Raw genomic sequence first — 13614 nt, 5'->3', positions numbered from 1 at the left:
CTTTGGAAGCCTGCCGGAATTATGTTAGACTCAGGTTTATTGATGTTACTCCCTGAAGGGCGCTTCTCCATGGCCCTTCCCGGTTGAGTACGGAACCATCCGTTAAAAATTTGCAGGAAAAGCGTGTATGTCTCTCAGAGATTGGTTTGCCTCCAAGCGAGATAAGTCCACCCGGCTGGATGTGGCCGCCATGAATACCCGATTGACGGATGAAGAAATCTGCAGTCTCTGGACGCAGTGTTTTAACTGTCAGGAAAATTTGCCCACCAAGGCGATTCAAAAAAACGCGCAGGTTTGCCCCCAGTGTGGCTATCATTTTCGCATTGGCGCACACACCCGCATTCAGCAGTTGTGCGATGAGTTTTTAGAGCTGGACGCGGATTTAAGCCCCTCTGATCCGCTTAATTTTACCGACACGGAACCCTACCTGAAACGCCAGCAAGAGGCTCATCAAAAAACAGGGCTGAATGACGCCGTGGTCACCGGGTTAGGCTTAATTGCCGGGGAGCCAGTGGCTTTGGCGGTGATGGATTTTAAATACCTGGGCGGCAGTATGGGCAGTGTGGTGGGTGAAAAAATTACCCGGCTCATTGAACGGGCCTTGGCAGATCGCTTGCCGGTGGTTATTTTTTCCTCATCCGGCGGCGCTCGTATGCAGGAAGGGACTTTTTCCCTGATGCAAATGGTGAAAACCGGCGCGGCTCTGGCCCGGTTGCATGAAGCGGGCTTGTTGTACGTTTCCGTTTTGACGGAACCTACCTTTGGTGGCGTCACTGCCAGTTTTGGTACGCTGGGCGATATTATTATCGCTGAGGAAGGCGCCCGAGTGGGCTTTGCCGGTCGTCGGGTTATTGAGCAAACCATTCGTCAAAAACTGCCCGCCGATTTTCAGACGGCCAACTACTTGCTGAACTACGGTCAAGTGGATATGGTCTTGCCTCGTTTGGAGTTAGGCGCCATGTTAGCCAGTTTGATTCGACTGCATCGTCAGTCTTCCGGTTTAGCGCCTGTTAAACCGGATTTTTCAGGCTCGGCGGTTGGGGCGTTGTCATAAGGAACGAAAAACAATGACGGATAAGATTCTCCCCCTGGAATTTGAAAAGCCCATCATGGCGATGGAAGAAAAGATTGAGGAACTGATGCGCTTAAGTCAGGACAACCAAATCGATTTCTCCGATGAAATTAGCAAGCTTCGCGCTCAGGCGGAAGATGTAAAAAGCAAGTTGTACCAAAAGCTGACCCCTTCCCAAAAGCTTCAAATCGCACGTCATCCACAGCGCTCTAACTTGCTGGAAACCATCAAGGGCCTTTCGCCCAATGTGTGGATTGAAATGCGGGGCGATCGGGCGGGTACCGATGACCGGGCTATTATTGGCGGTATTATTGAGCTTTCCTCAGGGCCGGTTATGGTGGTGGGTACTCAAAAAGGCCGGGGCATGAAAGAAAACCTGACCCACAACTTTGGGATGGCCAACCCGGAAGGCTACCGAAAGGCATTGCGCTTGTTTGCCCATGCCGAAAAATTTAAAATGCCGGTACTCACCATTGTGGATACCCCCGGTGCTTATCCGGGTATCGCCGGTGAACAGCACGGCATTGGTCAGGCTATTGCCTACAATATTCGTGAAATGGCCCGTTTGCGAGTGCCCATTATTTCCGTGGTCAGCGGCGAGGGTGCCTCGGGTGGCGCCTTGGGCATTGGGGTGGCCAATCGTATTTATATGCTGGAGCATGCCCTGTACACGGTTATTTCTCCGGAAGGTTGCGCTTCTATTTTGTGGCGCAGCGCCGAATACGCCTCCAAGGCCGCTGAAGCCCTGAAAATTACCGCACAAGACTTGTTGGCCTTTGACATCGTAGACGGCATTATTCAGGAGCCAGAGGGCGGAGCGCACTACGATCCTGCCTTGATGACGCAACGCATTCTGGAAACGGTGGAAGGCGCCATTGCCGAATTAAAGGGTTTTGATTCGGAAAAATTGCTGAACGATCGCTATGATCGCTTCCGTAAAATTGGCGCTTTTCAAGAGGCCAAGTCGCCCGCTTTATCGTCCTGATTTTTGGGTTGATGGTGCGGCTGATTTTTTTGGTTAAGTTTTGTTACGGTTTGCCGGTTTTGGTTTCATCTACTAGCACCAGTTTGGTTTGACTTCTTTCATATAAGCAACAGAATGAACCGTGTAAAACGATCCTGACGGTGACCTACCGCACAGGAGATGATGAGGAAGTTGCTACTGTATGTCCACCGTTTATGACACCATGAATACGCATTTTGATGTGTTGAGCATGCCGGATTACGAAGGCATTAGCCGACGTTTTCTGCAAGGGTTTGAATCCTTTGTGACCGCTAAAAAATACCAGGCCGCCCGTGACATTTTACGAGAAGACGTCCGTCATGAAACGCTGGTTAAAAACCCGGATTTTATTGATGCCATTGTGAAACAAATGGATGATGAAGCCTTGCTGGAAAAGCGCTATATCTTTATTTCTGTAAACCCACAGGCATTAGGTTCGTCCATTCAATAAAATACTGTTTTAAATTCAGTAGGCTTGTATACAGGGTTTAGTGAGCGTTTTGTTCCGGTTCTAATCCTCCTGTCAGGTTTCTTTTTCTGTCGGGTTTCTTTCGCAAAAACGATGTAAATACCGGGTTATGGTTATTCATATAGCTCGCTTTCGCTTGCGCTGAATTTTGGCATACATAAAGACCAGACTGCCTTTGCGGGGTCTGGTCTTTGCCTTGAGGGCGTCAATAGAGACGTTGGATTATCAAAAAATGTAAAGTTGTGAGGTGCTTTGGATATCGGTCACTGAAGTTTGAGTCTCGTTTGCCGAGGGTACTGTATATCAGGAACCAACGGAACGAAATGGCGATGAGCGGCACGATTCCATCTTTAATTTTATATCCCCTGTATCCGGGAGGCCCGCAGGTTCGGGCCAACAGCGGCACGTTGAACGCTGGCAGCGCCGGTAAAACAGGCGCTAACAATTTTGTTCCGGTTTACGGGGTTAATGTTCCCCGTGATTTAAGCAGTTTGGAAGCGGAATCCTACTTTACCCGCAATGGGTATAGCGCCATTTCTAATCGCTCGGTCAGTGCGGCGGGCATTAACCGCAATAATCTGGGTTTTGACCCCACCGTTCTGGGTGGCATGAAAAGAGTTTCTGCGCCCACAGCGCCCAATATTTATAAAGACCTGGAAAAGCTAATGGCCACCAGCGAGCTGAGGCTGGCTGATTTGTTGACTCAGCCAGAGTTTCGTCTTTCTTCTATTGGCTTGGAGTTGAAGGTGACCACCGATGGAATGGGCGGCATTGATACCGTTACACGGAGTCCCAGCTCGCTAGGGGCTACACCTTGGGTAGATTTCACCGCCGATACTTTTGGTGGGCTGAACAGCGCTGTGATTACCACGGGCGCTACCTTTAAACTCACTGATTTATCGATAGATACAGGGATGCCGGTGCCTTCGCCTCAAGGTACTGTTCGGCCGAGTAATAATAATTTGTCCAATCCCGCCGGAAATTTACCGGGTTCTGCCATCAATCCGCCCCGAACCGCTGGCATTTTTAATTTGGAAAATCTGGAAAAGCAGGCATTACTGGCTTTGCAGAATCAAAGCCTTGATCTGGATCGCTTAACCCCTGAGCTGGAGCGACTTTATCAGTTACAAGCGGCGGAAAATACCACCGGCAACGATTTCAAATTAGGTAGGGGGGCGCTTGAATCTCAGCAACTGGCGGCCACTCAGGCTGGATTGGGGGTTAAAACCAGCGAAGCCTTTCAGGCCAATGTGGTGGGATTAATGAACGCCAGCAAGCAGTCGGAAAGCTACGCTTCTGTGTTTGCCCCCAGAATGGATCAGGTGATGAATGGCAGAATTGCCGGTTCTCCGTGGGTTCAGGGGCAGGCGGCCAGTGCCTTTGGCGGCGGATCGGGTAATTCCTCGGGCTTTGAAATGGGTGCGGCTGTGGCCGATGCCATGTCTCGCAAAGGCAAAAATTCTTACATGCCCTTTCAAATGCAATCAGGCCCGCAAGAGCAAGGTTCTGGAAACGCCAACCCATTTCTGGGTGCTGGAGCAGGGACTGGCTCTGGTTCGGGGGCCGGTTCCAGTCAGTTTGGTGGGCAAGCCAATCAGCACTTTCGCCCTCGCAAGCCGCTGGCCTTTAGCGCTTAAATACAGGCGTTATAAAACGTTCAGCATTTTATGGGTTTGCGGAATCACCCGCACATCTTCAAAGCGGGCTGCCAGATAATTTTCCACCTCAAACAGTTTGGCCGGGTTGAGGTAAACTTTGCGGTCCTTCAAGCTGGTTTCCGGTTGCAAAATAATGGGTGTTTTGCGATCGAAGACAATCTCTTCAACCGCTGCCAGCTCCTGGATGGTGGTGTTTTCATTGAAAACCAGCTTGATAAAACATTCGGTGGGGGGGTGGCTGTGGGCCAGTTTATAAAAGGCGGCGTGGTTCTCAAACTGGGGGGCCTCACCGGTGGCTGAGGGCAGTTTGATATCCATGGCAATAATATCGGTCCAGGGCAGGACGCTTTCCAGAAAGGAGGCCTGCGTACCGCTGGTTTCCAGATAGGTTTTGCTTTGACTCTGAATAAGAGGAAACACCGTGCTTAAAAACTGGTGATAGAGCAGGGGTTCGCCCCCGGTAAAGCTGACACTGTGGTGACGGGCGGTGGGCAATAACTCTTGAATGAGTTCTACCAGAGTTTCGGGTTGCATGGGATTGGGGTAATAATGAATTTGGCCGCTACCGGGGGGCAGTTCTACATGGCATTGCCCACTGGGTGAGGTCATAGGAGTGTCGCAGTAAGCGCATTTCAGGTGGCAGTGGGCAAACCTTACAAAAATTTGCCGCTTGCCCACATAAATGCCTTCGCCCTGAACGGACGAGAAAATTTCCTGAAGGGGGGCTGTTTTTGTGGCCAGCGAGGCTGAGTTTTCGGAGGTATGGAGCAATGGAAGCATCATAGGGTCAACTTTTTTGCGGCAGCATTGGTGGTTATTGTAATACGGTCTTTCTGATTCTGGGACCGTTTCAATTTTAAAACACATTGGAATTCATGAGAATTTATACTGATAAAACCGCTGAATGTTTGGGCATGCCATTCTCTTGGTTTAATTTGGTGTTTGGCCTTGAAAATGTGGCTCAATCACGGAAACAAGTCGCTTTGATATGCGTCACTCTGGTATAGTCAAAGCAAGGAAAGACAGTTGGCTTGTAAGGAGTACGTGGTGCAGCGCTGGAAAAATATTTGGGGACCTGGATTTACTTCTGTGGGCATTGTGGGCCTGATGCTACTGGCCAACGGCTTTGCTCAGCTGGCTTTAAAAGTGACTGGGCCGGACGGACAATCTCATGAAATTACGGCCCGAAACGCTGCCCGTGGTGCGGAAGCGCTGGTTTTATATGACGCGGTTTTTGGCCCGTCCACCAAAACCAATGGCTATGGGGTGGAAGTGGTTGCAAAGCCTGCCGCTACCAGTGCAAAAGGTGCCAAAATTTATGAAGTGGTTCGGGTGACCAGCGTTTGGGAGTGTCAGAAAGACCCTACTCTGGATTGCGGAAATGCCAGTATTCCTGAAGCAGGTGTGGTGCTTTCGGCCACCGGGCAACAGCGGGAATGGCTGAAGCGGATAAAGCCAGGGGATACCCTTGAGGTGCAGAAGGCCTGGTTCCATCACCAGCAAAGCAAGCTGGATGTGATTAACCCATCGCCTCTCAATAACCCCATGGGGTCTGGATTTCCCGGGTTTCGGGCTTCCAACCAGCTGATTATGTATAATTCCGGCTACTCCCAGCCCAATACCGGCACCAACGAGTTTGGCTTTGAAGTCACGGTGCAGAACGGCATTGTGACCACTCAGGAAGGCTCCGATTCCAGCATTCCGGCGGATGGCTTTGTATTGAGCGGGCATGGTAAGGGGCGAAGCTGGCTGATTGCCAACGCGCCCATTGGAGCCCGCATGGAAATCAGCCCGGAAGGGGATACCATTACCTCTTACACGGATTTTAATACTTACGTCTACCAGTTTGATCAGCAGTGGGTTCAAAGCCCTTGCGCGGATCAGGCATGGAGCACCACTGGATACAGTGATGCTGCGTGTCAGGCCATTCGGGACAAAAAAGAGTTGGCGGTTCGGCTGTATCAAGAGGGAAAACCTGATTTGGCGGCTCAAACCATTGGCGAGGCGCTGGAGAGTACTCATCGTCGCATTTGGGCCAACTACAACGCCTTTCCGGCAACCGCGGTTCGTGGGGCGTGGCATCGTCCGGTTGAAAAGACCCCGGTTGCGGTGGGTCAAACCCTGGATAGGCTAAAGGCCGCCGGGCTCAACTCCATATTTCTGGAAACTTTTTTCCATGGCTACACCATTTTCCCTTCCAATACCTATCAGGAATACGGGCTTCCCCGCCAAAACCCTAAATTTCAGGGCGTTGACTTGCTGCAAACCTGGGTAGAGCAAGCCCACCAGCGGAACATGAAAGTCCATGTCTGGTTCCAGACCTTTTACGGTGGAACCAAGGCTTATCTATCTCCGGGGCCACTGTTTACCAAGTATCCAGAGTGGGCCAATGTTCAATACTCCGCGTTGGTACCGGTTAGTGTGCCACAGGGGGGGATTGCGCCGCTGGCAACTGCCATTACCAATGTGTACAAATCGCCTAACCTTCAGCAAGGGCCGCCCACGGGTGGCAAGCCAGTGATTGAAGCCATTCCCATTCCTTTAAAGGCTCCCGATAAGCCGGTGCCCTCCTCATTGGAGTTGGGCGGTTATTTTCTGGATCCGGCTAACCCCGAAGTGCAGACGTTTTTGCTAAAGTTGGCCAGTGAAATCGTGACCCGCTACGATGTGGACGGGTTTCAGCTGGATTATATTCGTTATCCGGCCAGCTTTCCCTCCGATCGATTCAGCTACCGAAAAACCACCTGGGGCTACACCGATATTTCCCGTAAAGCGTTTAAAGGCCAGTACGGGATTGATCCGGTAGACATTGATCCTAAAAACCCCGAGTTTGAGAGCTTATGGAAAGCATGGAACGGTTACAAGGTTTCTCAAATCAATAACTTCGTGCAAAAAGCCACTCAAACACTCCGCCAGAAAAAACCGGGCGTTCAGATTTCTGCCGCTGTGTTTCCAGATGCTGAAAGTGCTTTGGCGCTGAAGCATCAGGATTGGGCCGCTTGGGGTTTGAACGGCTGGGTGGATTTTTATGCGCCTATGACCTTGACCAGCGCCATTAAGGTGGTCGATCGCGATACCCGGAATATGGTGAACGTCACTCGTGGCAAGGTGCCTGTTTATTCCGGTATTTTCGGCCCGTTTAACGACAATGAGCCGGGACATATACTCAGCCAGATTGACGCCGCCAAGCGGGCAGGGGCCAGTGGCTATGTGTTATTTGATACCGCTCATATATCTGCCCCCACCCTGGATGCGCTGAAAACGGTGCAGATGCCTCGGCCCGCGGTTGCTCCTAATCCTGTGGTGAAGAAACCATTGATTGAAACACCTCCGGCCAGACCCAAAAAACGGCATTGGTGGAATCGTCGTTAAAAACATCGCCAGGTTTTTAATCGCAATATTGAAGGGCCGGAAAGTCACAAGCTTTCTGGCCCTGCTGGCTTTTAAGTGGTGCAATGCTATGCAAATGGGGCATCGTCCCTTATAATACACATATACATTAGGTATTGGTTTGTTTACCAATGCCAAGCACAGGTTCAAAGGATAGAGAGATTGTGAGTTACCAACCTTGTCGATGGTATGATCCTTACCCAAGGTTAGCGTTTGCGCTGAAGTTGCTATATTTGGCGCCGGGGGCCATGCGCATTCATGTATTTCGACAAGCACAGCGTTTTTTAATGGAGCAATGGGATACGCCCCAACTACGAAGTGTTTTGTTGGGCACTGATATTAAAGCCAAGCGAAACCGTTGGTATGATCAAGACCCGGAAACGGCTCAAACCGTTGAGCTGCTGAAAAACAGTCCTGATTTTTTGAAAAGTCTGGTTGCTGATAACATGCTCAAGGTTTTATTGGCCGAATCCGCTTAATATCACTGCTTGTCAGTTTTTTAAAGCGGTTTTTTCCATTGGCAAATACGGCTGAGCCGTATTTGATTGCTATGATTGTAAAATTTTCTTCAAGCATGGCTGTTTTCGCATGACATTTTCGAGTCAGCGATCATAGAATAACTCAAACTCTAACTCTCTATCCTTTGTGCCTATGCATGTTTCGACTTGCACAGGCTTTTTTTTCTTCATAAAAGGGAATGATGGCTCTAATCAGTGGGCTGCGCTTTTTTTGTAAATTTTTTTAATGATTTTTAAAGCTTATGGCAATTTTATGGGGTGTCTATTTTTTATATATTTATAGTATCCAATAGGCTGTAGTTATATATAAATATTTAAGCTTTATGATTGGAGAGCCATTATGGCAACTTCTCTCGGTCTGTTTCCGACCCCGGTTTCATTTGGACCATTACCCAAAACCGCCAATGCTTCAGGTGGGACTAAGGGATCTACCAAAAATGCTCCTCTCACCGACGTGGAGCCGTGGCTCCAGAACGTGGTGGCCAATTCTCCCGGAGTATCACTGAACACCACCACCTTTTCTTCCTCAGGTGGTGGCGATACCCTGTTAACAACGGCTCCGGTATCATTTGGATCTTTATCTAACGCTGTAACAAATTCCGTGAATTCCCTAGAGGTTATTCCGGCTCATGTGGGACCAGTTACACGGAGTACTTCCGAGCCGTGGCTAGGGGGCAATGCCCTGAGTACCACCGTTACTTCCACCTCGGGTAATGGCGCTGCCTTTGACGTGGGCTATTGGAAGCAATTGTTTCAGCAAGTGCTGAACGCTTTCAGCAAACCGGCTCAGTCTAAGTCTGCTGCCAAACCTACCTCTACCTCTGCTTCTGCAAATAAGCCTAAGACGAAAGCCAAGGAGTCTGAGGTTAAGAAACCAGTAGCCAAGAAACCTGAAACGAAGAAACCCGCAGCTAAGAAGCCTGAGGCCGGTATTCAGAGTCCTGAAAAATCGCTGAATCAGGCTTTTTCTAACGGTTTAACGCAATCGCAAACCGCTGAAAGAAAAAAATATGGCGCAGCGTGGAACAAATTTGTAAAATCTCTCACCCCTCAACAAGAGGCGGCCCAGAAAAAATGGCATTTGCTAAAGGCCAAAGGCGTTCCCCAGGCGGAGTGGAAAGCCGCCAAAAAGGAATATATGGATAGCTTAAAGCCCGAGCAAAAAGCGCTTCATAAGGCAGCCATGGGCATACGTAGCAAGTACCGTGCTTCTTTGGCGGCTCCGCAAAAAGAAATGCAGGATTCCCTGTACGATTTACGAATGAGCAGCCGGGTTAAGCAACAGAAATAAAGAAAGCTGATGGACGTTGCCGATTGCCTTGCGTTTGAACCCAAGCCCATACACTGCTTTAGTGTTTGGGCTTCAGGGTTGGAAAGGCAATGACATCCCGGATGTTGGGCGAGTTGGTCAGGATCATAATGAGGCGATCGATGCCAATGCCCAATCCGCCGCAAGGGGGCATCCCGTACTCTAATGCGGTGATGTAGTCCTCATCCATCTGGTGCGCCTCATCATTGCCGGAATCTCGTTGAGACATCTGGCTTTCAAAGCGTTGGCGCTGATCCAGCGGGTCGCTGAGTTCTGAAAAGGCGTTGGCGATTTCCCAGCCGTAAACGCGGGTTTCAAAACGCTCTACCAGTCTGGGGTTATCCCGGTGTTCCTTGGCCAATGGCGATATTTCACGGGGATAATCGGTAATGTGGATGGGCTGAATCAGCTTATATTCCACTTTATCTTCAAATACTTTCTCCAGCGCATAGCCCCAGGTGTCGTAGGCTTCTACAAAAACGCCCAGTGTCTTGGCGGCTTCCCGTGCTTCTTCATCGGTTTGAATTTGGCCAAAATCAATGCCGGTTTCCTCTTTCACGCAATCAATCATGGATTTACGAGGCCAGGGACCCGCCAAATTAATTTCGGTACCCTGAAAGTCAATTTTGGTGGTGCCCAATACCTTTTGCGCCACGGTGGTTACAATTTCCTCGGTTAAATCCATCATGTCGTTGTAATCGGCGTAAGCCTGATACAGCTCCATCATGGTAAATTCCGGGTTGTGCTTGGGGGAAATCCCCTCGTTGCGGAAGTTTCGGTTCAACTCAAATACTTTTTCAGAAATGCCGCCTACAATCAGCCGTTTCAGGAACAACTCCGGGGCAATCCGCATGTACATGTCAATTTCAAGGGTATTGTGATGGGTTACAAACGGCCTTGCGGCGGCGCCCCCGGCCAGGGTTTGCAACATGGGGGTTTCTACTTCCAAAAAGTCTTTATCCAGTAGCAGTTTGCGAATTTCAGAGACAATGCGGCTTCGTTTAACCAGCGTTTCCCGGCTGTCCTGATTCATAATCAGGTCCAGATAGCGTTGACGGTACCGGGTTTCTACATCGGTTAAGCCATGATACTTTTCCGGCAAAGGCAAAATGGATTTGCCTAAAATCTGGAGCTGTCTGGTTTTAACGCTTAACTCGCCCCGTGGGGTGCGCCGAATGGTGCCGGTGGCCCCGATAATATCGCCCACATCCACCAGCTTCAGAGCTTCCATCATCTCTGGCGATAAGTTTTCTTTGTGGCAAAACACCTGAATTTTTTCGCTGGGGTCCTGCAAATCAATAAACAGGCCGCTGTTACGCGATGCCATCACCCGGCCAGCCACCGAAACCACGTCTTCGGTTTCTACCCCGTTTTCCAGGGCGGCGTATTTTTGCTGCAAGGTGGCGTTGTCGCTGGTTTTTTCAAAATGGTAGGGAAAGGGATTTTGGCCGAGCTTGCGCCATGCGTCCAGCTTGTCAATACGTCCCTGACGGATTTGGGCAGCATGTTCACTGGTATGGACTACGGGTTCCATTTTATCGGGGGAGTTGGCAGGCGGTTTGCTCATGGCGATGATCTCTTTCAACAGTTTCTGGAGACTATATAATAAACCGAAATGGTTTGTCAGTGGTGGAGCCCGTAATGCCAAAACCGATTTTACGAGATAGTGATATAGATTTACAGCCCATTCTGAGTAGAAAGGTGGTGGTGATTGGTTATGGCAATCAGGGAAAGCCACACGCCCTCAATCTCCGGGATTCTGGCGTAGCGGTTCGCATTGGCGTTCGCCCGGAAAGCCGGAAACGGGAGGATGCCTTGGCCGATGGCTTTGAGGTGCTGCCCTTTGCCGAAGCTCTGGCCTGGGCTGACTTGATTATGCTGGCCATGCCTGATGAGGTGATGGCGGATGTCTATAAAAAATCGCTGGCGCCTCAGCTTAGAGCGGGGCAAGCCATTGGCTTTGTGCATGGTTTGGTCATTCATGAGGGCTGGGTACTTCCTAAACCCGATTTGGACGTATTAATGGTGGCTCCCAAGGCCCAAGGGCGGGGGGTGCGCAATAAATATCTGGCAGGCAGTGGTGTGCCGGGGTTATATGCGGTTCATCAAAACGCCACCGGCCATGCCGAAACCATTGCGCTGGCCTACGCCAAGGCCATTGGCTGCGGTCGGGTGGGGGTAATGCCAACCACTTTTGCGGAAGAGGCCATTTGTGATTTGTTTTCGGAGCAGGCGGTGTTGTGTGGCGGCCTGACATCATTAATTAAAGCCGCCTTCGATACCTTGGTAGAGCGCGGGTTTTCTGCGGAAGTGGCTTACTTTGAATGCTTGTATGAAGTGAAGCTGATTGCCGATTTGTTACACGAGCAAGGCATTACTGGCATGAGAAACGGCATTAGCTCCACCGCCCTGTATGGGGATATTTCTCAGGGGGAGCGGGTGATTGACGGCCATGTACGGGAAACCATGCGCCAAGTGCTGGATGAGATTATCAGCGGGAAGTTTAGCGAGGCCATGCGGCAGGAATTCGCCCATGGAAAGCCTCATATTCGCCAAGCGGTTTCGCGGGATGAACAGCATTTGATTGAACAAACCCATCGGGATTTAAGGCAACGGCTCACTTTTTAGGGCGGCGAGGTTTACTTGCAACGAGGCCCTAAAAATGGTCCCCACAAGCGGGGTTTTCTCGGTTATGATGAGAAGGTAGTTTTCAAATGTAAAGCTACATTGTGAGAGGAACCGCAACTTTTTGGATCGGCGGGTCTTAAAGAGAGAGTGAACAACTTGGTTCAGGTGACTGTTTTAAATGATGTGAGTTAGGGAATAATACCCAGGAGTCATTGTCTTATGAGCTATCTAGCGATCCTCGAAAGGAAAACCAACTCGATGAAACGGGCTGATAACGATGAAGTTCTACAAATTCTAGATCGCCTGGAAAAGCTGAGTATTCGTCCAGAAAATCCGGGTGTAGGCTATCGTAACCTGGAAACCATTAATGCGCTGGTCAATACCCTGCGTGAAAAATTGGAACCCAAAGCCAACATTAGCGGTTAATGTTGGCAAAAAGCGGAGCGGGTCACTTTTTTTAAAAATGACCTTTCTTCTATCAATGGATTAAGCGTTTCCTATAAAACAAGCCCCGGCCAAATTGGCAACGGGGCTTGTTTTTCATGAGTTTTAGCGGGTGCTTAAGCGGGAACCAGTGTTTTTAAAGAATGAACCAGTTCTTGTACGGAATCCGCTGATTTGCGAAGTTCCTGAATTTCAGCTTCGCTCAGCTTGAGTTCCACCACTTGTTCAATGCCGTTTTTGCCCAACTTCACCGGAACGCCGACATACAGGTCTTTAATCCCATATTGGCCGGTCAGGTAAACCGCGCAAGGCAGAATTTTCTTTTTGTCTTTGGCGATAGACTCAATCATTTCCAGTACCGAGGCACTGGGGGCGTAAAAGGCGGAACCTGTTTTCAGGTAGCCCACAATTTCAGCGCCGCCGTTGCGGGCTCGGTCCACAATTTTATCGATGCTGGCCTGATCCAGAAAATCGGATAATGGAATACCGGCAATGGTGGTGTAGCGGGGCAAAGGCACCATGGTATCCCCGTGTCCGCCTAATACGAAGCCTTGAATATCTTCCACGGACACATCCAGCGCTTCGGCAATAAAGGATTTGTAACGGGCGGAATCCAGAACGCCAGCCATGCCAAACACCCGGTTGGAGGGGAATCCGCAGGCTTTTAGCGCCACATGGCACATGGCATCTAGCGGGTTGGAAACAATAATCACCAGTGAATTGGGGGCAAACTGTTTAATGTTGTTGCAAACATCGGTCACAATTTTGGCGTTGGTGGCCAATAAATCATCACGGCTCATACCCGGTTTACGGGCAATACCGGCTGTAACTACCACAATGTCAGAATCCGCGATGACATCATAGGTGTTGCTTCCCACCACACGGGTATCATACCCGTACACGGGGGCAGATTCCAGAATGTCCAGCGCTTTGCCCTGGGGAATGCCTTCCAGAATATCAACCACTGCCACATGTTTGGCCAGTTCAGCTTCGGCCAGACGCTGCACCAAAGTGGCGCCCACATTACCCGCCCCGATTACGGAGATTTTATGAAGCATGGAGTGTCTCCTTACAGAAAATATGAAAGCCTCGATGTGGTTATGCTAACACAGTCTCCGGTGGA

Annotated in this window: 12 protein-coding genes; 9 read left to right on the top strand and 3 right to left on the bottom strand. The window is 50.0% G+C overall.

Features of this window, described 5'->3' with window-relative positions; genetic code table 11:
* Positions 1-127 precede the first annotated feature (127 nt).
* From accD to ACEW81_RS07540, 4 genes are all read left to right on the top strand, one after another.
* A complete protein-coding gene (accD, locus tag ACEW81_RS07555) occupies positions 128-1054 on the top strand; it encodes an acetyl-CoA carboxylase, carboxyltransferase subunit beta (protein WP_373532359.1) in 927 nt (308 codons plus the stop codon).
* A 13-nt stretch (positions 1055-1067) separates the two neighbouring features.
* On the top strand, positions 1068-2057 hold the full coding sequence (locus ACEW81_RS07550) for an acetyl-CoA carboxylase carboxyltransferase subunit alpha (RefSeq protein ID WP_373532358.1): 990 nt from the start codon (positions 1068-1070) through the stop codon (positions 2055-2057).
* Positions 2058-2238: 181 nt separating this feature from the next.
* Positions 2239-2526, top strand: a complete 288-nt coding sequence (locus ACEW81_RS07545; RefSeq protein WP_373532357.1) for a hypothetical protein — start codon at positions 2239-2241, stop codon at positions 2524-2526.
* A 347-nt stretch (positions 2527-2873) separates the two neighbouring features.
* Positions 2874-4181, top strand: a complete 1308-nt coding sequence (locus tag ACEW81_RS07540) for a hypothetical protein (protein WP_373532356.1) — start codon at positions 2874-2876, stop codon at positions 4179-4181.
* 9 nt (positions 4182-4190) lie between these two features.
* Here ACEW81_RS07540 and ACEW81_RS07535 read toward each other — a convergent pair whose 3' ends face one another.
* On the bottom strand, positions 4191-4985 hold the full coding sequence (locus ACEW81_RS07535) for a 7-carboxy-7-deazaguanine synthase QueE (RefSeq protein ID WP_373532355.1): 795 nt from the start codon (positions 4983-4985) through the stop codon (positions 4191-4193).
* Positions 4986-5228: 243 nt separating this feature from the next.
* Here ACEW81_RS07535 and ACEW81_RS07530 point away from each other — a divergent pair, with 243 nt between their 5' ends.
* The 3 genes from ACEW81_RS07530 to ACEW81_RS07520 all read left to right on the top strand — a co-directional run bounded on the left by ACEW81_RS07530 (position 5229) and on the right by ACEW81_RS07520 (position 9401).
* Complete coding sequence (locus tag ACEW81_RS07530) at positions 5229-7574, top strand: glycoside hydrolase family 10-like protein (RefSeq protein ID WP_373532354.1); 2346 nt, start codon at positions 5229-5231, stop codon at positions 7572-7574.
* Positions 7575-7756: 182 nt separating this feature from the next.
* A complete protein-coding gene (locus ACEW81_RS07525; protein WP_373532353.1) occupies positions 7757-8071 on the top strand; it encodes a hypothetical protein in 315 nt (104 codons plus the stop codon).
* A gap of 379 nt (positions 8072-8450) precedes the next feature.
* A complete protein-coding gene (locus ACEW81_RS07520; RefSeq protein WP_373532352.1) occupies positions 8451-9401 on the top strand; it encodes a hypothetical protein in 951 nt (316 codons plus the stop codon).
* A 58-nt stretch (positions 9402-9459) separates the two neighbouring features.
* Here ACEW81_RS07520 and lysS read toward each other — a convergent pair whose 3' ends face one another.
* Entirely contained in the window at positions 9460-10953 is a 1494-nt protein-coding gene (gene lysS, locus ACEW81_RS07515) for a lysine--tRNA ligase (protein WP_373532494.1), read from the bottom strand.
* A 107-nt stretch (positions 10954-11060) separates the two neighbouring features.
* Between lysS and ilvC the strand changes: the two genes are divergently transcribed.
* On the top strand, positions 11061-12047 hold the full coding sequence (gene ilvC, locus ACEW81_RS07510; RefSeq protein WP_373532351.1) for a ketol-acid reductoisomerase: 987 nt from the start codon (positions 11061-11063) through the stop codon (positions 12045-12047).
* A gap of 258 nt (positions 12048-12305) precedes the next feature.
* On the top strand, positions 12306-12473 hold the full coding sequence (locus ACEW81_RS07505) for a hypothetical protein (protein ID WP_373532350.1): 168 nt from the start codon (positions 12306-12308) through the stop codon (positions 12471-12473).
* A gap of 134 nt (positions 12474-12607) precedes the next feature.
* On the opposite strand, the gene mdh is transcribed toward ACEW81_RS07505, so the two are convergent.
* Positions 12608-13549 carry a malate dehydrogenase gene (gene mdh / locus ACEW81_RS07500; protein ID WP_373532349.1) on the bottom strand — a complete coding sequence of 314 codons (942 nt, stop codon included), beginning with the start codon at positions 13547-13549 and terminating at the stop codon, positions 12608-12610.
* Positions 13550-13614: the final 65 nt, after the last annotated feature.

The sequence above is a fragment of the Vampirovibrio sp. genome (genome assembly GCF_041737375.1).
GTDB lineage: Bacteria > Cyanobacteriota > Vampirovibrionia > Vampirovibrionales > Vampirovibrionaceae > Vampirovibrio.
The sequence above is the reverse complement of the archived record's forward strand: the minus strand, read 5'-3'. Positions and strand labels throughout refer to the sequence as shown.

Excerpts from the sequence above, each read along its gene's own strand:
- mdh (WP_373532349.1), bottom strand. The coding sequence starts at position 13,549 with ATGCTTCATAAAATCTCCGTAATCGGGGCGGGTAATGTGGGCGCCACT.
- ACEW81_RS07520 (WP_373532352.1), top strand. The coding sequence starts at position 8,451 with ATGGCAACTTCTCTCGGTCTGTTTCCGACCCCGGTTTCATTTGGACCA.
- lysS (WP_373532494.1), bottom strand. The coding sequence starts at position 10,953 with ATGGAACCCGTAGTCCATACCAGTGAACATGCTGCCCAAATCCGTCAG.
- ACEW81_RS07545 (WP_373532357.1), top strand. The coding sequence starts at position 2,239 with ATGTCCACCGTTTATGACACCATGAATACGCATTTTGATGTGTTGAGC.
- ilvC (WP_373532351.1), top strand. The coding sequence starts at position 11,061 with ATGCCAAAACCGATTTTACGAGATAGTGATATAGATTTACAGCCCATT.
- ACEW81_RS07535 (WP_373532355.1), bottom strand. The coding sequence starts at position 4,985 with ATGATGCTTCCATTGCTCCATACCTCCGAAAACTCAGCCTCGCTGGCC.
- accD (WP_373532359.1), top strand. The coding sequence starts at position 128 with ATGTCTCTCAGAGATTGGTTTGCCTCCAAGCGAGATAAGTCCACCCGG.
- ACEW81_RS07505 (WP_373532350.1), top strand. The coding sequence starts at position 12,306 with ATGAAACGGGCTGATAACGATGAAGTTCTACAAATTCTAGATCGCCTG.
- ACEW81_RS07550 (WP_373532358.1), top strand. The coding sequence starts at position 1,068 with ATGACGGATAAGATTCTCCCCCTGGAATTTGAAAAGCCCATCATGGCG.
- ACEW81_RS07540 (WP_373532356.1), top strand. The coding sequence starts at position 2,874 with ATGAGCGGCACGATTCCATCTTTAATTTTATATCCCCTGTATCCGGGA.